We start from the raw sequence: 24,619 nt of genomic DNA, 5'->3' as shown, positions 1-24,619 counted from the left end.
CGTCGCCGGATCAGGCGGCCAGCTTGCGCAGGACGTAGTGCAGGATGCCGCCGTTGAGGAAATATTCCAGCTCGTTGACGGTATCGATCCGGCACTTGGTCTCGAACGTCTCGCTGGTGCCGTCGGCGCGGGTCATCTTCACGCTCACGTCCTGACGCGGGCGGATGCTTGCCACGTCGAGGATGGTGAACGTCTCCGAGCCGTCGAGGCCGAGCGTCTTGCGATCGGTGCCTTCGGCGAACTGCAGCGGCAGCACGCCCATGCCGACCAGGTTCGAACGGTGGATACGCTCGAAGCTCTCGGTGATGACCGCGCGGACGCCGAGCAGGTTGGTGCCCTTGGCCGCCCAGTCGCGCGACGAGCCGGTGCCATATTCCTTGCCGGCGACGATCACGAGCGGCGTGCCGTCCTGCTTGAAGCGCATGGCGGCGTCGTAGATCGCCATGACCTCGCCGTCATACTTGGACATGCCGCCTTCGACGCCGGGGACCATCTCGTTCTTGATGCGGATGTTGGCGAAGGTGCCGCGCATCATCACGTCATGGTTGCCGCGGCGTGCGCCATAGCTGTTGAAGTCGGCCTTGCTGACCTGATGCTCCTGGAGGAAGCGGCCGGCCGGGCTGTCCGCCTTGATCGAGCCTGCGGGCGAGATGTGATCGGTGGTGATCGAATCGCCGAGGATCGCGAGCGGCTTGGCGTCGATGATGTCCTGCACCGGCGAGGGCGTCATGCTGAGGCCCTCGAAATAGGGCGGGTTGGCGACATAGGTCGACCCTGCGCGCCAGGCGTAGGTGTCCGAACCCGTGACGTCGATCTCGCGCCACTTCGAGTCGCCGGCATAGACGTCGCCGTAGCGCGCACCGAACATCGACGCGTCGATGTTGGCGTCCATCGTGCTGCGGACCTCCTCGTTGGTCGGCCAGATGTCGCGCAGATACACGTCCTGGCCGTCGGTGCCCTGACCCAGCGGCGTCTCGATCATGTCGGTCGTGACGGTGCCCTTGATCGCATAGGCGACGACGAGCGGCGGCGATGCGAGGAAGTTGGCGCGGACGTCGGGCGAGACGCGGCCTTCGAAGTTGCGGTTGCCCGAGAGGACCGAGGCCGCGACGAGGTCGTTCTCGTTGATCGCCGACGAGATCGCCGGCGCCAGCGGGCCCGAATTGCCGATGCAGGTCGTGCAGCCATAGCCGACGAGGTTGAAGCCGAGCGCGTTCAGGTCGGCGGTGAGGCCGGCCTTGTCGAGATAGTCGGTGACGACCTGCGAACCCGGCGCGAGCGAGGTCTTCACCCAGGGCTTCGACTTGAGGCCCAGCGCGTTCGCCTTGCGGGCGACGAGGCCGGCGGCGACCAGCACCGACGGGTTCGACGTGTTGGTGCAGCTGGTGATCGCGGCGATCACGACGTCGCCGTCGCCGATGTCATGCTCACGACCCTCAACCGCGACGCGCTCGGGCTGCTCCTTGTGGTAGAGCTTGTGGAGGTCGCTGTTGAACACCTCGTCGACCTTGTTCAGGCTGACGCGGTCCTGCGGGCGCTTCGGGCCTGCGAGGCTGGCGACGACCGAACCCATGTCGAGCTCGAGCGTGTCGGTGAAGACGGGGTCCTCGGCATTCTCGTCGCGCCAGAAGCCGTTCGCCTTGGCATAGGCCTCGACCAGCTCGACATTCTCGTCAGACCGCGCGGTGAGGCGCATGTAGTCGAGCGTCTTGTCGTCGATCGGGAAGAAGCCGCAGGTCGCGCCATATTCCGGCGCCATGTTGGCGATCGTCGCGCGATCGGCGAGCGTCATCGACGACAGGCCGGGGCCGAAGAACTCGACGAAGCGGCCGACCACGCCCTTGGCGCGCAGCATCTGCGTGACGGTGAGCACGAGATCGGTGGCGGTGATGCCCTCGTTCAGCGCGCCCGTCAGCTTGAAGCCGACGACTTCGGGGATCAGCATCGACACGGGCTGGCCGAGCATCGCTGCCTCGGCCTCGATCCCGCCGACGCCCCAGCCGAGCACGCCAAGACCATTGATCATCGTCGTGTGGCTGTCGGTGCCGACCAGCGTGTCGGGATAGGCGATCATCGTGCCGTCGCCGTGGTCGCCCGAGCTAGCCGACGACCAGACGGCCTGGCCGATATATTCGAGGTTCACCTGGTGGCAGATGCCGGTGCCGGGGGGGACGACCTGGAAATTGTCGAGCGCCTTGCTGCCCCACTTCAGGAACTCGTAGCGCTCGATGTTGCGCTCGTACTCGAGGTCGACGTTATCCTCGAACGCCTTGGGCGTGCCGAACTCGTCGACCATAACCGAGTGATCGATGACGAGGTGGACGGGGACCTGCGGGTTGATCTTCTCGGGGTTGCCGCCGAGCTTGGTCATCGCATCGCGCATCGCGGCGAGATCGACGACGCAGGGCACGCCGGTGAAATCCTGCATCAGCACGCGCGCCGGGCGATACTGGATCTCGCGGTCGCTGCGACGCTCCTTCTGCCAGTCGACGATCGCCTGGATGTCGTCGCGCGTGACGGTGACGCCGTCCTCGAAGCGCAGCAGGTTCTCGAGCAGCACCTTCATCGAGAAGGGCAGGCGGCTGATGTCGCCGAGCTGTTCGGAGGCCTTGGCGAGGCTGTAATAGTCATAGGACTTGCCGCCGGTCGAAAGGCTCGTGCGGGTCTTGAGGGTGTCCTGGCCGATGGCAGTCATAGGGGTCCTTCCCGTGGGCGTCGGGCCGCCGGGCGCCGAGGGGAAAGCGGCCTATGGGACCGCGGGGGCGCGTAGGGGACCGACCTGAATGCGGTTACTGCCGGGGCCTTAGCAAGGGGGGGCGAGCGGGGGAAGGGCGGGTTTTGCCTTAGACGCGGTTTCGCGTGCGCGACTAACATTGCGACCGGGCCACAACCGGTTATGCTTCGGGCCCGTCGAAGGTCGATGCAGCAAGCACGCCGGAATGGAGAGGACCGTAAATATGTCAGACGATGTCAAAGCCGCGATCGACAAGGGTGCTGGTCGGGCAAAGGCCGCGACCGATCAGGCCGCCGACGCCGCGAAGACCGCAACCGACCGGATGCAGGCGGATGCGCAGAGCGCGCAGGCCGCGTTTTCGGATCATTTCGGTGAACCCGCCAAGCGCGCCGGCGAGGCGCTGAAGGAATCGGGGCGCAAGATGGCCGAGAACGGATCGACGATCGGCGCGAAGATGATCGACCAGGCCGAACAGAATACGCGCGAGGCGTTCGCGGCGATGCGCGAAGCGGCGTCCGCCAAGGACCTGACCGACGTGATGAAGATCCAGAGCGACTATCTGCGGACACAGAGCGAGCGGAGCATGAGCCAGGCGCGCGAGATCGGCGAGTTGATCATGCGGTTCGGGCGCGACGCGGTCACGCCGATGAAGGGCGGCTGATCATCGATCCGCGCCGGGCCGACAGGATCGGCCCGGCGCGACCGGCCTATTCCGTGCGCGGTGTGCCGTTGGCGGTGACAGGGCGCGGTCCGTTGGCGGTCGCCTCGAGCGTCGAGTCGCCGCCGAGCACGCGGTAGAGCGTGACCCGGTTGCTCGCGCCGACCAGCTGCGTCGCGACGAGGTTGCGCTGTGCGGTGTAGAGCGAGCGCTGCGCGTCGAGCGAGCTGAGGAAGGTGTCGATGCCGCCGCGATAGCGCGCGTCGGACAGGCGATAGGTGTCCTGTGCCGCCGCGGCGAAATTGACGTTGGCGGCGAGCTGATCGGCGATCGTGCCCTGGCGCGCGAGTGCGTCGGCGGTTTCCTGGAACGCGGTCTGGATCGATTTCTCGTAGGTGGCGAGCGCGGCGTCGCGCTGCGCCTTGGTATATTCGACATTGGCGACGCCCGCGCCCGCGCGGAAGATCGGGTATCTGATGGAGGGCGCGACCGAATAGTTGAACGCGCCGCCCGAAAACAGCGAGGTCAACGCGCTGCTCGCAAAGCCGAGCAGACCGGTGAGCGACACGCGCGGGAACAGCTCGGCACGCGCCGCGCCGATCTCGGCATTGGTCGCGCGCAGCTCATATTCGGCCTGAACGACGTCGGGGCGGCGGAGCAGGATGCCGCTGTCGAGGCCGGCGGGCAGGGTGGCGACGGTCGGCAGCGCCTGCTCGATCGAGGCGGGGAGGAGCGCGGCGTCGACCGGCGCACCGACGAGCAGTTGCAGCGCGTTGATGTCCTGGGCGAGTGCGGTCTTCTGGGTCGCGAGGTCGGACTGCGCGGTGAACAGGATCTGCTGGGCCTGGCGCAGGTCGGTGCGCGGCGCGACGCCGCCGCGGAGCCGCGCCTGGGTCAGCGTGACGCTACGCTGCGAGCTGGCGACGGTGTCCTGCGCGATCTTGAGCAGGCTCTGGTCCGAGGCATAGGTCAGCCACGCGTCGGCGATGTCGCCGACCAGCGTCAGCCGGGTCGCGCGCGCCGCGGCCTCGGTCTCGAAATAACGGTTGAGCGCGGCACCGGTGAGCGAGCGGATGCGGCCGAACAGGTCGAGCTCGAACGCGGTGGTGCCGAGGTCGACCGAGAAGGCGCTGTTCGAGCTGGACGAGCTGACGACGGTCCCGCCCGTGCCGGTGCCGCCGGTCCCCGTGCCGGTCCCGCCCGTGCCGGTGCCTGTCCCGGTTCCTGTGCCGCCGGTGCCCGTGCCTGTGCCCGTGTTGCTGGTCGCGGTGCTGCGCGCGCCATTGCCGCCGCCCGAATAGCTGTAGCGGCCGCTCGCATCGATCTGGGGGAGCAGGTCGGCGCGCTGGATGCGATATTGCGCGCGGGTCGCGGCGATGTTCGCCGCGGCGACGCGCAGGTCGCGGTTGTTCGCGAGCGCCTGGACGATGATCTGCTGGAGCCGCGGGTCGCGGAACACGTCGCGGTAGGTGAAGGCCGGCAGCGCCGCCTCGGACTGCCGCAGATAGGCGTCGCCGACCGGCCAGGACACCGGCGTCGGCAGCTCGGGCCGGACATATTTGGGGGCAAGCGAGCAGCCCGCGAGCGCGGTCGACGCGGCGAGGATCAGGAGTGGCGATCGCATCATGCGGGCTCCGGCCGGTGGGGGCCTGGTTGTTCGGGAGGGCCGAGCTTTTCGGAATCGCGACCGTCATGGTCATCCTCGCCGCCGTGGAAGCCGGTCGGGCGACCACGCAGCTTGGCGATGCCGTCGCGCGCGCCGCGGCGGACGAGCACGAAGAACAGCGGGATGTAGAAGATCGCGAGCAGGGTCGCGGTCAGCATCCCGCCGACCACCGCGGTGCCGATCGCGATGCGGCTGTTCGCGCCCGCACCGGTCGACAGCGCGAGCGGCAGCACGCCGAGGATGAACGCGAACGACGTCATCAGGATCGGGCGAAGACGGATCTTGGCGGCGGACAGCGCAGCCTCGATGACGCGCTTGCCCTTGCGCTCTTCCTGTTCGGCGAACTCGATCATCAGGATCGCGTTCTTCGCCGCGAGCCCCATCGTCGTGAGCAGCCCGATCTGGAGATACACGTCGTTGATCAGCCCGCGCAGCGTCACCGCGAGGATCGCGCCGACGAGGCCCAAGGGGATGACGAGCAGCACCGCGATCGGGATCGACCAGCTCTCATAGAGCGCGGCGAGGCACAGGAAGACGACGAGCAGCGACAGACCGTAGAGGATCGGCGCCTGACCCGAGGACAGGCGCTCCTGGTAGGAGAGCCCCGACCACGCGACCGAGGTGCCGGGGATCTTCCCGGCCAGCTCGGCGATCCGGGTCATCGCGTCGCCCGAGCTGACGCCCGCCGCGCCCGACCCCTGGATCTCGTAGGACGAGATGCCGTTGAACCGCGAGAGCGTCGTCGGCGCCTGCGACCAGCTGGTCCGCGCGAACGAGGAGAAGGGCGCCATCTGGCCGTTCGATCCGCGGACGAACCACTGGCTCAGGTCCGAAGGCGCGGCGCGGAACTGTGCGTCGCCCTGGACATAGACGCGCTTGACGCGGCCGCGGTCGATGAAGTCGTTGACATACTGGCCGCCCCAGGCGGTCGACAGCGTCGAGTTCACGTTGGCCTGGGTCAGCCCGAGCGTCGAGAGCTTCTGCTGGTCGGCATCGACACGCAGCGTCGCGACGTCGGGCAATTCGGTCAGGCGGATCGCGGTCAGCGAGGAATCGGCGCGGGCGAGCGCGAGCAGCTTGTCGCGCGCGGCGTTGAATTCGGTCTGGCTCAGGCTGCCGCTGTTCTGCAGCTGCATCGTAAAGCCGTTCGACGAGCCGAGACCGCGGATCGCCGGCGGGACGAGCGAATAGACCTGCGCATCGCGGAACCCTGCGAACGCCTGGGCCGCGCGCCCGGTGATCGCCTCGGCTGTATTCTCCTTGCCCTCACGGTTTTCCCACGGCGCGAATGAAACGAAGCCCTGGCCGGTATTCTGTCCGCTCGCACCACCGCCACCGCCGCCGCTGACGGTGAACATCGTGCTCACATTCGCCTTCTCGTTCGTGAAGTAATATTTCTCGATCTGCTTCTGCAGCGCGAAGGTGCGCCCTTGCGTCGCGCCCGCGGGCAGCTGGAACTGGACGATGCCGGTGCCCTGGTCCTCGGTCGGCAGGAAGCCCGTGGGCAGGCGGAGGAACATCACCGCGAGCAGCGCGACGACCGCGGCATAGATCAGCAGGAACAGCCATTTGCGATTGACCACCGACTGGACGGCGCCGACGTATTTCCTGGTACCCTTTTCGAACGTGTCGTTGAACTTGTCGCCCGCGCGCGTGAAGAAATGCGCGACCTTCGGAAATTTGCGCTCGCCCCAGCTCTGTTCGGGATTGCCGTCGGCATCCTTCTTCTTCTGCTTGAGCAACGTCGCGGTCAGCGCCGGCGACAGGATCAGCGCGACGAGCACCGACAGGACCATCGCCGACACCATCGTCAGCGAGAACTGGCGGTAGATCACGCCGGTCGACCCGCCGAAGAACGCCATCGGCAGGAACACCGCGGACAGCACGAGCGCGATCGCGACCAGCGCGACGGTGATCTCGTTCATCGACTCGATCGTCGCCTCGCGCGGCGACATGTCGGGGTTTTCCTCCATCAGCCGCTCGACATTCTCGACGACGACGATCGCGTCGTCGACGAGCAGGCCGATCGCGAGCACGAGCCCGAACAGCGTCAGCGTGTTGATCGAGAAGCCCGCGAGATAGAAGACGCCGAACGTGCCGAGCAGCACGACCGGGACCGCGATCGTCGGGATCAACGTCGCGCGCCAGCTCTGCAGGAAGACGAACATGACGATGACGACGAGGATGACCGCCTCGATCAGCGTCTTGATGACCTCCTCGATCGACAGCTTGATGAAGTTGGTCGTGTCGTTGGCGTAGGCGAATTTGAGGCCTGGCGGGAAGCTCTTGGCGGACTTCTCGACATAGGCCTTGACCAGCTCGGCGGTCTTGAGCGCGTCGGCGCCGGGGGCCAGCAGCACCGCGATGCCCGCGCCCGGATGCGCGTTGACGCGGCTGCGCGCGTTGTAGTTTTCGGCGCCCAGTTCGATCCGCGCGACGTCGCGCAGCTTGACCGTCGCGCTGGTGTTGGTGGTCTTCAGGATGATATTGGCGAACTGCTCGGGCGTCTGGAGACGCGACTGCGCGGTGACGGTCGCGTTGAGCATCTGCGTGTCGGGCTGGGGCTGGCCGCCGAGCTCGCCGGCCGCGACCTCGGTATTCTGCGCCTGGATCGCGGTCGTCACGTCGCTCGGGATCAGCTGGAAGCTCGCCAGCTTGTTCGGGTCGAGCCAGATCCGCATCGCATACTGCGCGCCGAAGACGTTGCTGTCGCCGATGCCCGGAATGCGGCCGAGCGGATCCTGGAGGTTCGAGACGAGATAGTCCGAGACGTCCTGGTTGGTCAGCTTGTCGGTCTCGTCATAGACGCCGACGATCAGCAGGTTGTCCGGATTCGACTTGCGGACGACGAGGCCCTGCTGCTGCACCTGGGTGGGCAGGCGTGACAGTGTCTGCTGGACCTGGTTCTGGACCTGGACCTGCGCGATGTCGGGATCGGTGCCCTTTTCGAACGTGACCGTGACCGTCACCGAGCCGCGCGACGACGAGGACGAGCTGAAATAGATCAGCCCGTCGATCCCGGTCAGCGACTGTTCGACGACCTGCGTCACGCTGTTCTGGATCGTCTGCGCGTTGGCGCCCGGGAAGGTCGCGCGGATCGTTACCTGTGGCGGCGCGACGTCGGGATATTGCGCGATCGGCAGGCTCATGATCGCGCCGATGCCGCCGAGCATCACGATGATCGCGAGCACCCAGGCAAAGATCGGGCGATCGATGAAGACACGGGATAACATAAGGGTCTAGCCGGCCTTTTTCTGGCTGGCCTTATCGCCACCCGAGGAGTCGCCCTTGGGCGCTTCGATCTTTTGCGCGGTGTTCTCGGGGACCGGCTTCACGCTCTGATTGGGGGCGATCTTCGACAGCCCCTGCGTGATGATCCGGTCGCCGGGGTTGAGCCCGCTGGTGACGACCCAATAGGGGCCCTGCGTCCGGTCGGCCTTGATCGTCTTCTGCACCGCCTTGTTGTCGGCGCTGACGACATAGACGGTCGCATTGCCCTTCGCGTCGCGCGCGACGCCCGCCTGCGGCACGAGGAAGGCGCGCTGGTTGATCGCCTGCGCGAACTTCGCCTGGACGAACATGCCGGGCAGCAACAGCCCCTGGGGATTGGGGAAGCGCGCGCGCAGCGTCACGGTGCCGGTCTCGGTGTTGACCAGCGCCTCGGCGAATTCGACCGAGCCGGTCGCGCCGTAATCGCTGCCGTCCTCGAGCTTCAGGCGCACCTCGGCGCGGGTCGGGACGATGCCGTTCTGGCCGAGCGAGCGGCGCAGCGCGAGCAGGTCGCCCGAGGCCTGCTGGATGTCGACGAAGATCGGGTCGAGCCGCTGGATCTGCGACAGCGGATCGGTCTGCGTCGCGGAGACGAGCGCGCCGACGGTGAACAGCGAGCGGCCGATCCGCCCGGTGATCGGCGCGGGGACGGTCGTGAACTTCAGGTTGATCTGCGCGGTCTCGAGCGCGGCGCGGGTCTGCGCGACCGACGCGGTCGCCTGACGCGAGGTCGCGATCGCGTTGGTGTAATCCTGCTTGCTGATCGCCTCCATCTCGGCGAGCGGCTTGTACCGCTGCGCAAGGATGCCCTGCGCCTCGGCATTGGCGCGCGCGCTCTGCAGGTTCGCCTGCGCCTCGTTGGCGGCGGCGCGGTAGAGGCGCGGGTCGATCTCGTAGAGCGGCTGGCCCTTCTTGACGAGCGTGCCCTCGGTGAAGAAGCGGCGGCGGATGATCCCGGTGACCTGGGGCCGGACGTCCGAGCTTTCGAACGCGGTCGTGCGGCCGCTCAGCTCGGTGGTCATCGCGACGCTCGACGGCTGGATGACGACATAGCCGACGGTTGGGGTGCCCTGACCCGGCTGACCGCCCTTGCCCTTGCCTTTTGCGGCATCGCCGCCGCCACCGGAACAGGCCGCAAGGCCGATCAGCGCGGGTGCCATCACGGCGTAGCGCCAAGGGGTAAGTCGTTTGGCTATCAAGTGGGGTATCCGCGATCAGATGAGGGCCGGCTAAACCATGCGGATGTACCAGAAGTATGTCAGTTGAAAAGCGGACGCGAAAAATAGGGAAGAAAGAGTAACCTGGTTTGTTGGTGGGGGTGTTTTCTGGTGTTTCCGTCATGCCGACGAAGGTCGGGATCCGGGGTCGCGAGGGGATCGTTGGGGGCTCTGGATCCTGACTTTCGTCAGGATGACGGAGGGTTGGGGGGGGCTGTTAGGATGATTCCCCGGGGCGGTTCGTTCTCCTGATCCGTTCGTGTTCCCAAACCCGTCCGTCCCCCCAATCCGTTCGTTGCGTTTATCCGTTCGTTCTCCTCCCCCCCCCCGTTCGTGCTGAGCGAAGTCGAAGCACCTTCGCTTGGGGCATGCCCTTCGACTTCGCTCAGGGCGAACGGGGAGGGGGGAAGGGCGCGGGTGGGTTGGACCGGGGGCAATTGGTTTGAAAGGCGTGTGACGATGATCGATGACGACAAGCAGGCGGCGGCGGTGGCGGCGGTGGCGGAGGTTCGGGACGGGATGCTGGTCGGGCTGGGTACCGGGTCGACCGCGGCGTTCGCGATCCGTGCGCTGGGCGAGCGGGTCGCGGCGGGGCTCGACGTCCGCGCGGTCGTCACGTCCGAGGCGAGCGGCACGCTGGCGCGACAGGTGGGCATTGCGGTACTCGACTTTGCCGATATCGCGCAGGTCGACCTGACGATCGACGGCGCGGACGAGATCGATGCGCGCTGTTTCGCGATCAAGGGCGCGGGCGGCGCGATGCTGCGCGAGAAGATCGTCGCCGCAAGCTCGGCACGGATGGTCGTGATTGCGGACGGATCTAAGCGGGTCGAACGGATCGGTGCGGCGAAGCTGCCGGTCGAGCTGCTGCCCTTCGCGCGAGGCTATGTGATGCGCGTGCTGGCCGACCTTGGCGGAGCGCCGGTGATTCGTGCCAACTATCGGACGGATCAGGACAATCTGGTCGCGGATTGCCGGTTTCCGACGCTCGGCGACCCGCACGCGCTGGCAGCGGTGCTGGCGGCGATTCCCGGCGTGCTGGGCCACGGATTGTTCCTCGACGAGGTCGATGCCGCGTATATTGCATCGAAAGGCGTCGTTACGCGACTGGAACGCTCGGGTGCATCCGCCTAAAGGCATCCTATGTTGGCAACCAGATCGGATGCGCGGCGTTCGGTCACCGTCTAGAGCGAGGCTTTCTTTCATGACCGATACCGCAACCGCCCCCACGATGAAGGCGGATCCGAACCTGCACGAGGACGGGTCGCCCGAGCGTCTGACGATCGATACGATCCGCACGCTGTCGATGGACGCGGTGCAGAAGGCCAATTCGGGCCATCCCGGCACGCCGATGGCGCTCGCGCCGGTCGGCTACACGCTCTGGTCGAAATTCCTGCGTTACGACCCCAAGCACGCCGACTGGCCCAATCGCGACCGGTTCGTGCTGTCGGTCGGCCATGCGTCGATGCTGCTCTATGCGCTGATTCACCTCGCCAAGATCGAAGAGATCAGCGCGGACGGCGAGAAGAGCGGCAAGGAGGCGGTCAGCCTCGAGGACATCCGGCAGTTCCGTCAGCTTTCGTCCAAGACCCCGGGCCACCCCGAATATCGCCACACCACGGGTGTCGAGACCACCACCGGCCCGCTCGGCCAGGGTTGCGGCAATTCGGTCGGCATGGCGATCGCCGAGCGCTGGCTCGCGGCGCGCTACAACAAGGACGGCTTCACGCTGTTCGACCATGACGTCTACACCATCTGTGGTGACGGCGACATGATGGAGGGCGTCTCCGCCGAAGCGGCGAGCATGGCCGGGCATCTGAAGCTCAGCAATCTGTGCTGGATCTACGACAGCAACCACATCTCGATCGAGGGCGCGACCGATCTCGCGTTCGACGAGGATGTCGGCCTGCGCTTCGACGCCTATGGCTGGAACGTCATCCATGTCGACGACGCGAACGACACTGCCGCGCTGAGCCGTGCGATCGAGACGTTCAAGGCGACCACTGACAAGCCGACCTTCATCGTCGTGCATTCGGTGATCGGTTACGGCAGCCCGAAGGCGGGCAGCGAGAAGGCGCATGGCGAGCCGCTTGGCGACGAGAATATCCGCCTCACCAAGCAGGCTTATGGCTGGCCCGAGGACAAGTCCTTCTACGTGCCGGATGGCGTGATCGAACATTTCAACGGTGCGATCGCCGAGCGTGGAGCGAAGCTGCGCGACGAATGGGTCGCGCTGACCGACAAATATCGGGGTGCATATCCCGAGCTGTCGGCCGAACTCGACCTGCTGCTCAAGGACGAGCTGCCCGAGGGCTGGGACGCGGACATTCCCGTGTTCGAGGCGGATCCCAAGGGTGTCGCCAGCCGTGATTCGGGCGGCAAGGTGCTCAATGCGATCGCCGCCAAGGTGCCGTGGCTGATCGGCGGCTCGGCGGATCTCGCGCCGTCGACCAAGACCGACATCAAGGGCCAGCCCTCGTTCGAGGCGAACAACTATGCCGGCCGCAACTTCCATTTCGGCATTCGCGAACATGGCATGGGCGCGATCGTCAACGGCATGGCGCTGTCGCATCTGCGCTCCTACGGCTCCACCTTCCTAGTCTTCGTCGATTACATGCGCGCACCGGTGCGCCTGTCGGCGATCATGGAGGTCGGCGCGGTCTGGGTGTTCACGCATGATTCGATCGGCGTCGGCGAGGACGGCCCGACGCACCAGCCGATCGAGCATCTCGCCACGCTGCGTGCGATCCCGGGTCTCGACACGATCCGCCCGAGCGATGCGAACGAGGTCGTCGCGGCGTGGAAAGCGGTCCTGAAGGACGCCAGCACGCCCGCCGCGCTGATCCTGTCGCGCCAGGCTTTGCCGACGCTGGATCGCACGAAATATGCGAGCGCGGATGGCGTCGAGCAGGGCGGCTACGTCCTTGCGGACTGTGACGGCACGCCCGACGTGATCCTGATCGCGACGGGCAGCGAAGTGTCGCTCGCGGTCGACGCGCATGAGAAGCTGGTCGCGGACGGCGTGAAGAGCCGGGTCGTGTCGATGCCGAGCTGGTATCGCTACGAGCTGCAGGACGCCGCCTACAAGGAAAGCGTGTTGCCGCGGGGCGTGCGCGCCCGCGTCGCGATCGAGATGGCCGGGTCGATCGGTTGGGACCGCTATGTCGGGCTCGAGGGCGCGACCGTGACGATGTCGACCTTCGGTGCCTCGGCACCGCTCGCCAAACTGCAGGACAAGTTCGGGTTCACCGTCGACAATGTCGTCAAGGTTGCCCGCCAGGTTATGGAGACCAAGTGATGGGTGCGCTCAACGAACTCGAAGGCTTCGGCCAGGCGGTGTGGCTCGATTTCGTCGACCGGAAGTTCCTGGAGGCGGGTGGCCTTCAGAAGCTGGTCGACGAAGACGGGCTGACCGGTGTCACGTCCAACCCGTCGATCTTCGAAAAGGCGATGGGGCATGGCGACGCCTATGACTCGACGCTCGCGAAGTTCGACGAGGAGAACCCCGGCGCGGCGACGATCGACCGCTACGAGCATCTCGCAATCCAGGACATCAAGGCGGCGGCGGAGACGCTGAAGCCGGTGTATGACCGGCTCGACGCCAAGGACGGCTATGTCAGCCTCGAAGTGTCGCCCTATATCTCGGACGACACCGACGCGACGATCGCCGAGGCGCGCAAGCTGTGGGCGGCGGTCGACCGGCCGAACCTGATGATCAAGATCCCGGGGACGCTCGCGGGCGGCCCGGCGATCTCGACCGCGATCTCGGAAGGGATCAACGTCAATGTGACCTTGCTGTTCTCGATCGACGCCTATGTCCGCGTCGCCGAGGCTTATGCCGCGGGACTCGAGAAGCGCGTCGCCGAGGGCAAGCCGATCGACCGGATCGCCAGCGTCGCGAGCTTCTTCGTCAGCCGGATCGATACGATGATCGACAAGCAGATCGATGCACGGCTCGAAAAGGGCGACGCCGAGGCGGATGCGCTGAAGGCGGTGCGCGGCAAGGTCGCGATCGCCAATGCGAAGATGGCGTATCAATGGTATCTCGACTTCCTGAAGTCGGACCGCTGGCATGCGCTCGCCGCCAAGGGCGCACAGCCGCAGCGGCTGTTGTGGGCGTCGACCGGGGTCAAGGATCCGAGCTATCCCGACACGCTCTACATCGACACGCTGATCGGCCGTGACACCGTCAACACGATGCCGCCAAAGACGATGGACGCGTTTCGCGACCATGGCACCGCGGCGGAGACGATCACCGCGGATGTCGATGGCGCGAAGCATGTGCTGGCGGAAGCCGAACGGCTGGGCCTCGACCTGACCGGCGTGACCGGCACGCTGGTCGAAGAGGGTGTCGCGTCGTTCGTGAAGGCGTTCGACGACCTGCTCGGGTCGATCGCGAAGAAGCAGCCGGCGACGGCGTAATATTTCTGCTCCCTCTCCCCTTTGGGGAGAGGGCCGGGGTGAGGGGCGCCGCGAGCGCAATCCTCTCCAACTGCCCCTCACCCCGACCCTCTCTCCGGAGGGGAGAGGGAGAAGACAAGGATTTCCCTATGAAGATCGGACTGATCGGCCTCGGCCGGATGGGCGGCAATATCGCGCGCCGGTTGATGAAGAACGGCCATGAGGTCGTCGCGTTCGATCGCGATGCGGAGGCGGTGAAGAAGCTCGCGGCGGATGGCGCGATCGGTGCGGACTCGCTCGACGACATGCGCGGCAAGCTCGACACGCCGGCGATCTGGTGGGTGATGGTGCCCGCCGGCGAGCCGACCGAGCAGACCGTGCAGGCGATCGCCGAAAAGGCCGCCAAGGGCGACATCATCATCGATGGCGGCAACAGCTTCTACAAGGACGACGTCCGCCGCGCGAAGGACCTCGCCGAAAAGGGCATCCGCTATGTCGACGTCGGCACGTCGGGCGGCGTCTGGGGCCTCGAGCGCGGCTATTGCATGATGATCGGCGGCGAGACGGAGACGGTCGATTATCTCGATCCGATCTTCGACACGCTGGCACCGGGCATGGGCGAGATCGTCCGCACGCCGGGCCGCATCGAGGGGCAGGCCGATCCGCGTGCGGAAAAGGGCTATATCCATGCCGGCCCTCCGGGTGCCGGGCATTTCGTCAAGATGGTCCATAACGGCATCGAATACGGCCTGATGCAGGCCTATGCCGAGGGCTTCGACATCCTCAAGGGCAAGTCGGGCGAGCATGTCGCCGAGGACCAGCGTTTCGACATCAACCTGACCGACGTCGCCGAAGTGTGGCGTCGCGGCAGCGTGATCTCGTCGTGGCTGCTCGACCTGTCGGCGATCGCGCTGGCCAAGGACGGCACGCTCGAAGGGTTCAGCGGCAGCGTCGCGGATTCCGGCGAGGGCCAGTGGACGATCGACGCGGCGATGGAGGAGAAGGTGCCGGCCAACGTGCTGAGCGCCGCGCTCTACGCACGCTATCGCAGCCGGGTCGACCACACGTTCGGCGACAAGCTGTTGTCGGCGATGCGCTTCGGCTTTGGCGGGCATGTCGAGATGCCCCAGTGAACGGGCAAGTGAATATCAAGCTGCTCGTGTCCGACGTCGACGGCACGCTCGTCGACAAGGACAAGAAGGTCGCACCCGCGACCGTCGATGCGGTCAAACGGCTGAAGGCAGCGGGCCTGGGCTTCACGATCATCAGCGCGCGGCCGCGGTCAGGCATGATGCCGATCGCCGAACTGCTCGGCATCGACGAGCCGATGGGCGCGTTCAACGGCGGGATCGTGTTCAAGCGCGACGGCACCGTGATCGAGCATCACATGGTCGATGTCGACGTCGTGCGCGGCGCGATGGAGATCATCGGTGACGCCCCCGTCGATACCTGGATCTTCGCCGACGACGTCTGGTATGCCAGCACCGACCAGGGCAGCCATGTCGACAGTGAGCGCAAGGCCTCGGCGCAGGATCCGGTGATCGTCGCCGACTTCACCGACCTGCTCGGCAAGGCGGACAAGGTGACGTTCGTCAGCGACGACGAGGACCTGCTGCGCGACCTGCACGCCAAGGTCGCGGCGAAGTTCGACGCGCAGGCGACGATCGTCCAGAGCCAGACCTATTATCTCGACATCACGCCCGTGGCGGGCAACAAGGGCAGCGGGATCGAGGAACTCGCGGACGCGTTCGGTATCAGCCTGACGCAGACCGCGGCGATCGGCGACCAGGCGAACGACATCGCGATGCTCAAGCGGGCCAGGCTGGCGATCGCGATGGGCAATGCGCCGCAGTCCGTCCGCGACGTCGCGCATGAGATTACCACCGCGAACGATGCCGATGGCGTCGCGCACGCGATCGACACATTTATCCTGACTGGAGTTTCCGCATGAAAGAGTTGGTTGCCTTTGACCTCGACGGAACGCTGGCCGAAAGCAAGCAGCCCTTGCAGGAGCCGATGGGCGAGGCGCTCGCCGACCTGCTCGACGTCGCGCATGTCGCGGTGATCTCGGGTGGCGACTGGCCGCAGTTCGAAAAGCAGGTCGCGAGCCGTCTGCCCGAGCGCGCCGATCGCACCAAGCTGTGGCTGATGCCGACGACCGGTACCAAGCTGTACCGGTTCGACGACGCCTGGCGTGCGGTCTATGCCGAGCTGTTCGAGGACGACGAGAAGCAGAAGATCCTCAAGGCATTCGACGAGTCGCTCGAGGCGACCGGGTTCGTCCCCGAGCAGACCTGGGGCGAGCGGATCGAGGATCGCGGCAGCCAGATCACCTTCTCCGCGCTCGGCCAGGAAGCGCCGATCGACGCCAAGCACAGCTGGGATCCCGACTTCGCCAAGCGCAAGGTGATCCAGGCCGATCTGCGCCAGCGTCTGCCGGGTCTGTCGATCAACATGGGCGGCGCGACCTCGATCGACATCACGCGCGAGGGTGTCGACAAGGCGTACGGCCTGAAGAAGCTCAACGAGGCGAGCGGCATCGCGCTCGACAAGATGATGTTCATAGGCGACGCGATTTTCCCGGGCGGCAACGACTATCCGGCCGAGCAGCTCGGGCTCGACGTAGTGAAGGTGAAGAATGTCGACGGCACGCTGGCGGCGATCGCCGGGATCGTCGCATGCCTGAAGTAAGCGCATGAGCGTCGCGTTTCGCCGTGAAAGCGACGAGGAACATCTCGAGCCGAAATTCGAACAGCCGATCGCGCCGGGGCCCAATCTGGTCACGGCGCGCGGCCTTGCGCTGATCGGCGAGCGCGTCGAGACGATCGAGGCGGCGGTGGCGGCCGAGACGGACGAGGAAGCACGCAAGGTCCTGCTGCGCGACCTGCGCTACTGGCATACGCGCCAGACGACCGCCGAACTCGCGCCGGAGCCCGAAGAGGGCGAGGTCGGGATCGGATCATCGGTGCGCGTGCGGATGAACGGCGCGGAACGGACGATCGTGATCGTCGGCGGTGACGAGGCGGAGCCGGGCGAGGATCGCCTCGCTTTCTCCGCCCCGCTCGCACGCGCGCTGATGGGCGCCGCGGTGGGCGAGACGGTCGCGTTTGCCGGCAAGGCGGATGCGATCGAGATAGTGGAGATCGCATAATGGCCGAGGCAAAATTCGAACGGCATCGCCAGCCCTGGACCCAGGACGAGATCCAGAAGCTGCACACGCTCGCCAAGAAGGGCATGGCGCTGAAGGCGATCGCCAAGGCGCTGACGCGGAGCGAGGAATCGGTGAAGACGCGCGCGAAGGAAGATTCGCTGAATATCGCGAAGCTGCGCTGATTTTTCGTCATCCTGATTTTCGTTAGGATGACGATTGACGAATTGACCACCCCGGCGGAGGCCGGGGTCCAGTTGGAGAGGTGGGGTAACGGCGCGCGACGTGCGTCATTGCCGTCCCCCAACTGGGTCCCGGCCTTCGCCGGGGTGGTGCTTTCGTTAGGAGCCGGTGGCGCCTATATGGGCGATCCCGAACGCGCTGAATCCGGCCTTGTTCTCCCGCGAAGGCGGGAGCCCAGCCCGGGTCCCGCCTTCGCGGGGAAACACCTTTGACCAGCGGCCCGCACCCCGCGCCGCACGGAGCGAACCTTGTCCGATTACGACGCGATCATCCTCGGGGCGGGCGCCGCCGGGCTCATGTGCGCCGCGGTCGCGGGGCAGCGCGGGCGGCGGATCCTGCTCGTCGACCATGCCGAGCAGGCGGGCAAGAAGATTCTGATCTCGGGCGGCGGGCGGTGCAATTTCACCAACATGCACACCGCCGCCGACCGCTATATCTCCGCCAATCCGCATTTCGCCAAGTCCGCGCTCGGCCGCTACACCGCGCAGGATTTCCTCGCGCTCGTCGAGAGCTACGGGATCGCGTGGCACGAAAAGACGCTGGGGCAGCTGTTCTGCGACGGCTCGGCGAAACAGATCGTCGAGATGCTGCTCGACGAATGCGACAAGGGGCGCGTCGACCTGTCGCTGGGACGCGGCGTCACGGGGGTCGAGTCTCATGACGGCGGCTACCGCGTGTCGCTCGACGGCCGCGCGGTCACCGCGCCCGCGCTGGTCATCGCGACCGGTGGGCCGTCGATCCCGAAGATGGGCGCGACCGGCTTTGCCTATGATCTGGCGCGGCAATTCGGGTTGAAGGTGGTCGAGCCGCGGCCCGCGCTCGTCCCGCTGACGCTCGGCGGCGACGAGATTTTGTTTCGCGAATTGTCGGGCGTCGCCGCCGACGTCGTTGCGACGGCCGGCAAGACCGCGTTTCGTGAGGCGGCGCTGTTCACGCATCGCGGACTGTCGGGCCCGGCGATCCTGCAGGCCTCGTCCTATTGGCGGCACGGCCAGCCCGTGGGCATTGATTTCGTCCCCGACCGGGACTCCGGCTGGCTCCCCGCGGCCAAGCGCACCACGCCGCGCACGACGCTGCGCAAGCTGCTCGGGCGGACGCTGCCCGACCGACTCGCGGAGACGCTGAGCGAGCGGCTGGGGATGACGGGGGAGATTTCCACGCTCACCGATCGCCGGCTTCAGGATGCGGAGCGTGCGCTAAGCCACTGGCAATTCACGCCAAATGGCAGCGAAGGCTATGCCAAGGCGGAGGTGACGGCGGGCGGAATCAGCACTGCTGAGCTTTCTTCACAAACAATGGAAGCCAAACGCGTAAAAAACCTGTATGCGGTCGGCGAAGCGGTCGATGTCACAGGGTGGCTCGGCGGCTACAACTTCCAATGGGCATGGGCGAGCGGGTGGGCCGCGGGCCAAGTCCTGTAGGGACCACCACGCCAGTGCTTTGCCGTAGCGTCAAGCCGGCCACCAATTAGGACGTACATGCCTTTTTCAAATATTCCGTCGCTTCTTTCCGAAGCGCTCGCCGCGCGTGGCTATACCGCGCTCACCCCCGTCCAGGCGCATGTGATCGAGGAGAATGCGGTCGGTCGCGATCTCGTCGTGTCGGCGCAGACCGGCTCGGGCAAGACCGTCGCGTTCGGCCTGGCGATGGCCGGCGAACTGCTCGGTGAAGCAGGAGAGGACGGCGTCCAGCGCCTGCCGGCGCCGCACAAGCCGCTCGTCCTGTGCATCGCACCGACGCGCGAACTCGCGCTTCAGGTCAGCCGCGAGCTGATGTGGCTCTATGCCAAGGCCGGCGCGCGCATCTCGACCTGCGTCGGCGGCATGGATGCCTCGAAGGAGCGTCGCAGCCTCGCGCACGGCGCGCATATCGTCGTCGGGACGCCCGGCCGTCTGCGCGACCATCTCGAGCGTGGCGCGCTCGACCTGTCGGCCCTGAAGGTCGCGGTGCTCGACGAAGCCGACGAGATGCTCGACATGGGCTTCCGCGAAGATCTCGAGCAGATCCTCGACGCGTCGCCCGAGCAGCGCCGCACCCTGCTGTTCTCGGCGACGATGCCGCGGCCGATCGTTGCGCTTGCCAAGCGCTACCAGCGCGACGCGGTGCGGATCTCGACCGTCGGTGAGGATCGCGGTCATGGCGACATCTCGTACCAGGCCGTCACGGTCTCGCCGTCCGAGATCGAGCATGCGGTGATCAACCTGCTGCGCTTCCACGAAGCGGAGACGGCGATGCTGTTCTGCGCGACGCGCGATAACGTGCGCCATCTGCATGCGAGCCTGGTCGAGCGCGGTTTCGCCGCGGTCGCGCTGTCGGGCGAGCACTCGCAGAACGAGCGTAACGCGGCGCTCCAGGCACTGCGTGACCGCCGTGCGCGCGTCTGCGTCGCGACCGACGTCGCCGCGCGCGGCATCGATCTGCCGACGCTCAGCCTCGTCGTGCACGTCGAACTGCCACGCGATGCCGAGACGCTGCAGCATCGCTCGGGTCGTACCGGTCGTGCAGGCAAGAAGGGCACCGCCGTCCTGATCGTGCCGTTCCCGCGTCGTCGTCGCGTCGACATGATGCTGAAAGGTGCGAAGATCAACGCGGAGTGGGTCAACGCCCCGACCGCCGAGGACATCCGCAAGAACGACCATGAGCGTCTGATCACGATGCTGATGCAGCCGGTCGAGGTCGAGGAGGAGGATCGCGAGCTCGCGACCCGCCTGATGGCCGAGAAGACCCCTGAGGATATCGCCGCGGCGCTGGTGCACATGCACCGCGCGACGATGCCGCAGGCCGAGGATCTGATCGACCAGAGCAAGCAGTCGGTCAGCGATGATCGCAGCCAGGGTCCGCGCGCGGGCTTCGAGGACACCGTCTGGTTCCGCATGGACATCGGTCGTCGCCAGAACGCCGATCCGCGCTGGATCCTGCCGCTGATCTGCCGTCGCGGGCACATCACCAAGTCCGAGATCGGTGCGATCCGCATCGGCCCGAACGAGACCGCGTTCGAGATCCCGCGCGCGGTCGCGTCGCGCTTCTCGGCGGCGATCCAGCGCACCGCGCAGGCGGGCGAAGAGGAGAGCGGTGTCGCGATCGAGGCGATGCAGGGCGCGCCCGAGAGCACCGCACGCCATGCCGGTGGCGGTGGCCGCAGCAACGCGGGCGCCCCGCGCTCGACGCTGCACCGCGCGGCCCCGCGCGGCGGTCCGGCGCCGGCCCGCAAGGCGCCGTATCGCGGCAACCGCGAGCGTAGCTGAATCGACACGTCGTTCGTGCTGAGCGACGTCGAGGTACCCCGGCCTGGGGCATGCCCTTCGACTTCGCTCAGGGCGAACGGGGTGAGGGCGCGGGCTGCCCCCGCGCCGTCATCCTGACGATGCCGAGAACCCTTTCAGCCCCGTCATCCTGACGAAAGTCAGGATCCAGAGCCGCGGACGCCGTCCTGCTTGATCCTGGATCCTGACTTTCGTCAGGATGACGACGTTGGTGAAATCGGGAGATAGCCGATGACGACCGCACCCACCGCCCTCCGCATCCTCGTCGACGCCGATGCGTGTCCCGTCAAAGACGAGATCTACAAGGTCGCGTGGCGGCACGAGGTGCCCGTCACGATCGTCGCGAACAGCCATTTTCGCGTGCCCGTCCACCCGCTGGTCAACCGCGTCGTCGTCAGCGACGGGTTCGACGCCGCCGACGACTGGATCGCCGAGCAGGCCGATGCGAAGGCGGTGGTGATCACCGCGGACATCCTGCTCGCCGATCGCTGCGTGAAAGCGGGGGCGACCGTGCTCGCAAACACCGGCAAGCCGTTCACCACCAGCTCGATCGGCGGTGCGATCGCCACGCGCGCGATCATGGCCGATCTGCGCGCGGGCGGCGACGTGATCGGTGGGCCCGCACCGTTCTCCAAGGCGGACCGGTCGCGCTTCCTGTCCGCGCTCGACGCTGCGCTGGTCCGGCTGAAGCGCGGCTGAGGCATGGCTCGACTTCCCGGGTCTCTCCGGGCACACATAGGTTATGCGTCCCCCTCTGCTCGATCGTGATGAACTGCTCGCGCGACAGGCCTTCCAGCTCGCGCTGGTCGACCTGTTCCGGACGATGGCGCGACCCGACGACATCATGGCGGCGGCCGCAGCGGCGCTGGGCTCGCATCTCGACGTCGCGCGCTGCGGCTATGACGAGGTGTCGGCGGACGGCGCGATGACCCAGGGCGTCGGCGACTGGTCGAACGGGACGCTGCCCGGCCTCGCCGCGACGCCAGACGGAGACGGAGACGGGGACGGGGACGCGGCACTGGGCGCGGGCGTGATCGCCGATCTGCGGCGCGGGCTCACGGTGATCGTCGACGATTGCGCGACCGACGCCCGCGCGCGCGATCCGGCGACCGCGCGGTGCTGGGCGCAGGCCGGCGTCGGCGCGCTGATCGCCGCGCCGCTGCTCCGCGACGGGCGGCTGGCGGCGGTCCTGTACCTCCACGAGGCCACGCCGCGCGACTGGACCAGGGCGGATATCGCGCTGGTCGAGGACGTCGCGCTGCGCACCTCGGACGCGGTCGACCGGGTGCGCGGTGAGATCGCGGTGAAGGCGAGCGAGGCGCGCTATCGCTCGCTGTTCGAATCGATCGATGCGGGGTTCTGCGTGATCGAGGTGCTGTTCGCCGACGGCGCGCCGTACGACTATCGCTTCCTCGAGGTGAACCGGGCGTTCGCGCGCAACACCGGGCTCGACGACATGATCGGGCGGACGATGCGCGACGTCGCGCCCGACATGGAACAGCGCTGGTTCGACCTGTACGGCCATGTCGCGACGACCGGCGAGCCGCTGCGGTTCGAGGATCCCGCCTCCGCGCTGCAGGATCGCTGGTTCGAGGTCTATGCCTACCGCGTCGATGCGCCCGAGCTGAATCATGTCGCGGTGCTGTTCAACGACATCAGCGAGCGCCGCCGCAACGAGGTCGCGCTGTCCGAAAGCCGTGAGGAGCTGGAACTGGCGACGCGGGTCGCGCGGTTGGGGCGGTTCGACTATCGTCCGGCGGACGGCATGCTGCGCTGGGACGACCGGTGCCGCGCGCTGTTCGGGATCCCGGCGGGAGCGCCGGTCGAGTACGAGTCCGCCTTCCTCGCCAATCTCCACCCCGACGACCGGGCAGCTGCCGATGCGCAAGTCGCCGCCGCGCTCGATCCGCGCGGCACGCGGATGTTCGATTCGGAATATCGCACGATCGGCCAGAGCGACGGCGTCGAGCGCCATATCGTCGCGCACGGCATCGCGTTCTTCGATGGCGATATTCCGATCCGGCTGGTCGGGACGGTCGTCGACATGAGCGACGATCGCCGCGCACAGGCGGCGCTGCGCGAGACGAGCGAGCGGCTGCGGCTCGCCAGCCGCGCGACCAACGACGCGATCTGGGACTGGGACCTGCGGAGCAACTCGGTGCTGTGGAACGAGGCGCTGACGCGCGCCTATGGCCATGTCCTGCCCGATGTGAAGTCGACCGGCGACTGGTGGCTGGAACAGGTCCATCCCGAGGATCGCGCGCGGATCCATGCGAGCATCGATGCGGTAATTTACGGGCAGGACAGCGACTGGACCGACGAATACCGGTTCGCCTGCGCCGACGGCCGCTATGCCGATGTGCTCGACCGCGGCTACGTCATCCGCGACGAGGACGGCGCGCCGACGCGGATGATCGGCGCGATCCTCGACCAGTCGACGCGCAAGGCGGCGGAGCGCCAGCTGCGCGCGATCAACGAGGGACTGGCCGAGGCCGTCGAGGCGTCGACCGCGGACCGCGACCGGTTGTGGGAATTGTCGTCCGACATCATGCTGCGCGCCGAGTTCGACGGCACGATCGTCGCCGCCAATCCCGCTTGGACCGACATGCTCGGCTGGTCGATGGACGAGATCGTCGGACGCCAGCTCTTCGCGCTGCTCCACCCCGACGACGTCGCGCATACCGGCCTGGCCGCGGCGGGGATCGCCCGCGGCGAGGCGGTCGCGCGGATCGACAATCGCTATGCCCACAAGGATGGCAGCTATCGCTGGATCAGCTGGGCGGCGCGGCCGGGCGACGGGCTGATCAACGCGGTCGGGCGCGACGTCACCGCGGACAAGGAGCGCGAGGCGCAGCTCGCGCGCGCCGAGGATGCGCTGCGCCAGGCGCAGAAGATGGAGGCGGTCGGCCAGCTGACCGGCGGCATCGCGCACGACTTCAACAACATGCTGACCGGTATCCTGGGCGGGCTCGACATGGTTCGGCGCAACGTGCCCGAACCGCGCCCGGACAAGGTCGACCGCTATCTGGAGGCGGCGACGGTCTCCGCGCAACGTGCCGCCGGGCTGACGCAGCGGCTGCTCGCCTTTTCGCGGCGCCAGTCGCTCGACGTGAAGGCGACCGATGTCGACCGGCTGATCGCCGACATGGAGGATCTGCTCGCACGGACGCTCGGCGAGAATGCGCGGCTCGAGATCCGGCGGCAGGACGCGACCTGGCCGGTGACGACGGATGCCAACCAGCTCGAAAGCGCGCTGCTCAACCTCGCGATCAACGCGCGCGACGCGATGCCCGAGGGCGGGCGGCTGACGATCGAGACCGAGAACACGCATCTCGACGCGCACTATACCGAGGCGATCGGGGATCTGGCGCCCGGCGACTATGTCGCGATCGGCGTCAGCGACACCGGCACGGGCATGTCGAAGGCGGTGATCGAGAAGGCGTTCGACCCGTTCTTCACCACCAAGCCGATCGGGCAGGGCACCGGGCTCGGCCTGTCGATGATCTATGGCTTTGCGCGCCAGTCGGGCGGGCATGTCCGGATCTATTCGGAGGAGGGCGAGGGCACGACGGTCAAGCTGTACCTGCCGCGCTTCCACGGCACCGCCGCGGTCAGTGTGCCGACCGCGGACCGCGACCTGCCGCGCGCGGACGGCGAATGCGTGCTGGTGGTCGAGGACGATGTCGCGGTGCGGATGCTGATCGTCGATATCCTCGGCAGCCTCGGCTACGGCGTGATGGAGGCGGGCGACGCGCACGCGGCGATCCCGATCCTCGAGAGCGAGCGGCGGATCGACCTGCTGGTCAGCGATGTCGGCCTGCCCGGGATGGACGGGCGCCAGTTGGCCGAGGTCGCGCGGCGGCATCGCCCCGATCTGCGCATCCTGTTCGTCACCGGCTATGCCGAAAAGGCGGCGGTGCGCGGCGAATTTCTCGGTGCGGGGATGGAGATGATCACCAAGCCGTTCGCGCTCGACATGCTCGCCGAACGGATCCGCGAGATGGTCGCGCGCTGACCCC

General features: G+C 67.0%; 17 protein-coding genes. 13 read left to right on the top strand and 4 right to left on the bottom strand.

Annotated elements, in window-relative coordinates:
- Positions 1-10: 10 nt before the first annotated feature.
- Entirely contained in the window at positions 11-2,695 is a 2,685-nt protein-coding gene (gene acnA / locus J3A66_RS07675; protein ID WP_192071399.1) for an aconitate hydratase AcnA, read from the bottom strand.
- A gap of 262 nt (positions 2,696-2,957) precedes the next feature.
- On the opposite strand from acnA, the gene J3A66_RS07670 reads away from it, so the two are divergent.
- Complete coding sequence (locus tag J3A66_RS07670) at positions 2,958-3,395, top strand: phasin family protein (RefSeq protein WP_056409166.1); 438 nt, start codon at positions 2,958-2,960, stop codon at positions 3,393-3,395.
- Positions 3,396-3,441: 46 nt separating this feature from the next.
- On the opposite strand, the gene J3A66_RS07665 is transcribed toward J3A66_RS07670, so the two are convergent.
- From J3A66_RS07665 to J3A66_RS07655, 3 genes are read right to left on the bottom strand one after another with little or no spacing between them, the layout of a single operon-like run.
- Complete coding sequence (locus J3A66_RS07665; protein ID WP_209568084.1) at positions 3,442-5,019, bottom strand: efflux transporter outer membrane subunit; 1,578 nt, start codon at positions 5,017-5,019, stop codon at positions 3,442-3,444.
- Complete coding sequence (locus J3A66_RS07660; protein ID WP_042467751.1) at positions 5,016-8,291, bottom strand: multidrug efflux RND transporter permease subunit; 3,276 nt, start codon at positions 8,289-8,291, stop codon at positions 5,016-5,018. Before J3A66_RS07660 ends, J3A66_RS07665 begins: the two co-directional genes overlap by 4 nt.
- Positions 8,292-8,297: 6 nt before the next feature.
- A complete protein-coding gene (locus tag J3A66_RS07655; RefSeq protein WP_056679550.1) occupies positions 8,298-9,488 on the bottom strand; it encodes an efflux RND transporter periplasmic adaptor subunit in 1,191 nt (396 codons plus the stop codon).
- A 516-nt stretch (positions 9,489-10,004) separates the two neighbouring features.
- Between J3A66_RS07655 and rpiA the strand changes: the two genes are divergently transcribed.
- The 12 genes from rpiA (at position 10,005) to J3A66_RS07595 (ending at position 24,615) form a co-directional block, all read left to right on the top strand.
- Positions 10,005-10,679 carry a ribose-5-phosphate isomerase RpiA gene (gene rpiA / locus J3A66_RS07650; protein ID WP_209568081.1) on the top strand — a complete coding sequence of 225 codons (675 nt, stop codon included), beginning with the start codon at positions 10,005-10,007 and terminating at the stop codon, positions 10,677-10,679.
- Between the two features lie 70 nt (positions 10,680-10,749).
- The gene (tkt, locus tag J3A66_RS07645) at positions 10,750-12,843 is read left to right on the top strand and encodes a transketolase (RefSeq protein ID WP_209568079.1); all 2,094 of its coding nucleotides are present in this window, start codon (positions 10,750-10,752) and stop codon (positions 12,841-12,843) included.
- Complete coding sequence (tal, locus tag J3A66_RS07640; protein WP_209568076.1) at positions 12,843-13,967, top strand: transaldolase; 1,125 nt, start codon at positions 12,843-12,845, stop codon at positions 13,965-13,967. The genes tkt and tal overlap by 1 nt, the downstream gene beginning before the upstream one ends.
- Positions 13,968-14,095: 128 nt before the next feature.
- A complete protein-coding gene (gnd, locus tag J3A66_RS07635) occupies positions 14,096-15,079 on the top strand; it encodes a phosphogluconate dehydrogenase (NAD(+)-dependent, decarboxylating) (RefSeq protein WP_209568074.1) in 984 nt (327 codons plus the stop codon).
- Positions 15,076-15,897 (top strand): Cof-type HAD-IIB family hydrolase, encoded by an 822-nt coding sequence (locus J3A66_RS07630; RefSeq protein WP_209568072.1) that lies wholly within the window; start codon positions 15,076-15,078, stop codon positions 15,895-15,897. Before gnd ends, J3A66_RS07630 begins: the two co-directional genes overlap by 4 nt.
- The gene (locus tag J3A66_RS07625; protein WP_031441770.1) at positions 15,894-16,637 is read left to right on the top strand and encodes an HAD-IIB family hydrolase; all 744 of its coding nucleotides are present in this window, start codon (positions 15,894-15,896) and stop codon (positions 16,635-16,637) included. The genes J3A66_RS07630 and J3A66_RS07625 overlap by 4 nt, the downstream gene beginning before the upstream one ends.
- Before the next feature lie 4 nt (positions 16,638-16,641).
- Positions 16,642-17,097 carry a GreA/GreB family elongation factor gene (locus J3A66_RS07620; RefSeq protein ID WP_209568070.1) on the top strand — a complete coding sequence of 152 codons (456 nt, stop codon included), beginning with the start codon at positions 16,642-16,644 and terminating at the stop codon, positions 17,095-17,097.
- On the top strand, positions 17,097-17,279 hold the full coding sequence (locus J3A66_RS07615) for a hypothetical protein (RefSeq protein WP_031396458.1): 183 nt from the start codon (positions 17,097-17,099) through the stop codon (positions 17,277-17,279). Before J3A66_RS07620 ends, J3A66_RS07615 begins: the two co-directional genes overlap by 1 nt.
- A 306-nt stretch (positions 17,280-17,585) precedes the next feature.
- A complete protein-coding gene (locus J3A66_RS07610; RefSeq protein ID WP_281064162.1) occupies positions 17,586-18,758 on the top strand; it encodes an NAD(P)/FAD-dependent oxidoreductase in 1,173 nt (390 codons plus the stop codon).
- A 57-nt stretch (positions 18,759-18,815) separates the two neighbouring features.
- Positions 18,816-20,582, top strand: coding sequence for a DEAD/DEAH box helicase (locus J3A66_RS07605; protein WP_166746924.1), 1,767 nt, complete (start codon positions 18,816-18,818; stop codon positions 20,580-20,582).
- A 249-nt stretch (positions 20,583-20,831) separates the two neighbouring features.
- Complete coding sequence (locus tag J3A66_RS07600) at positions 20,832-21,299, top strand: YaiI/YqxD family protein (protein ID WP_209568068.1); 468 nt, start codon at positions 20,832-20,834, stop codon at positions 21,297-21,299.
- A 43-nt stretch (positions 21,300-21,342) separates the two neighbouring features.
- The gene (locus J3A66_RS07595; protein ID WP_209568066.1) at positions 21,343-24,615 is read left to right on the top strand and encodes a PAS domain-containing protein; all 3,273 of its coding nucleotides are present in this window, start codon (positions 21,343-21,345) and stop codon (positions 24,613-24,615) included.
- Positions 24,616-24,619: the final 4 nt, after the last annotated feature.

This window comes from Sphingomonas sp. PvP018 (genome assembly GCF_017876865.1).
GTDB classification, from domain to species: Bacteria; Pseudomonadota; Alphaproteobacteria; order Sphingomonadales; family Sphingomonadaceae; genus Sphingomonas; species Sphingomonas aerolata.
The sequence above is the reverse complement of the archived record's forward strand: the minus strand, read 5'-3'. Positions and strand labels throughout refer to the sequence as shown.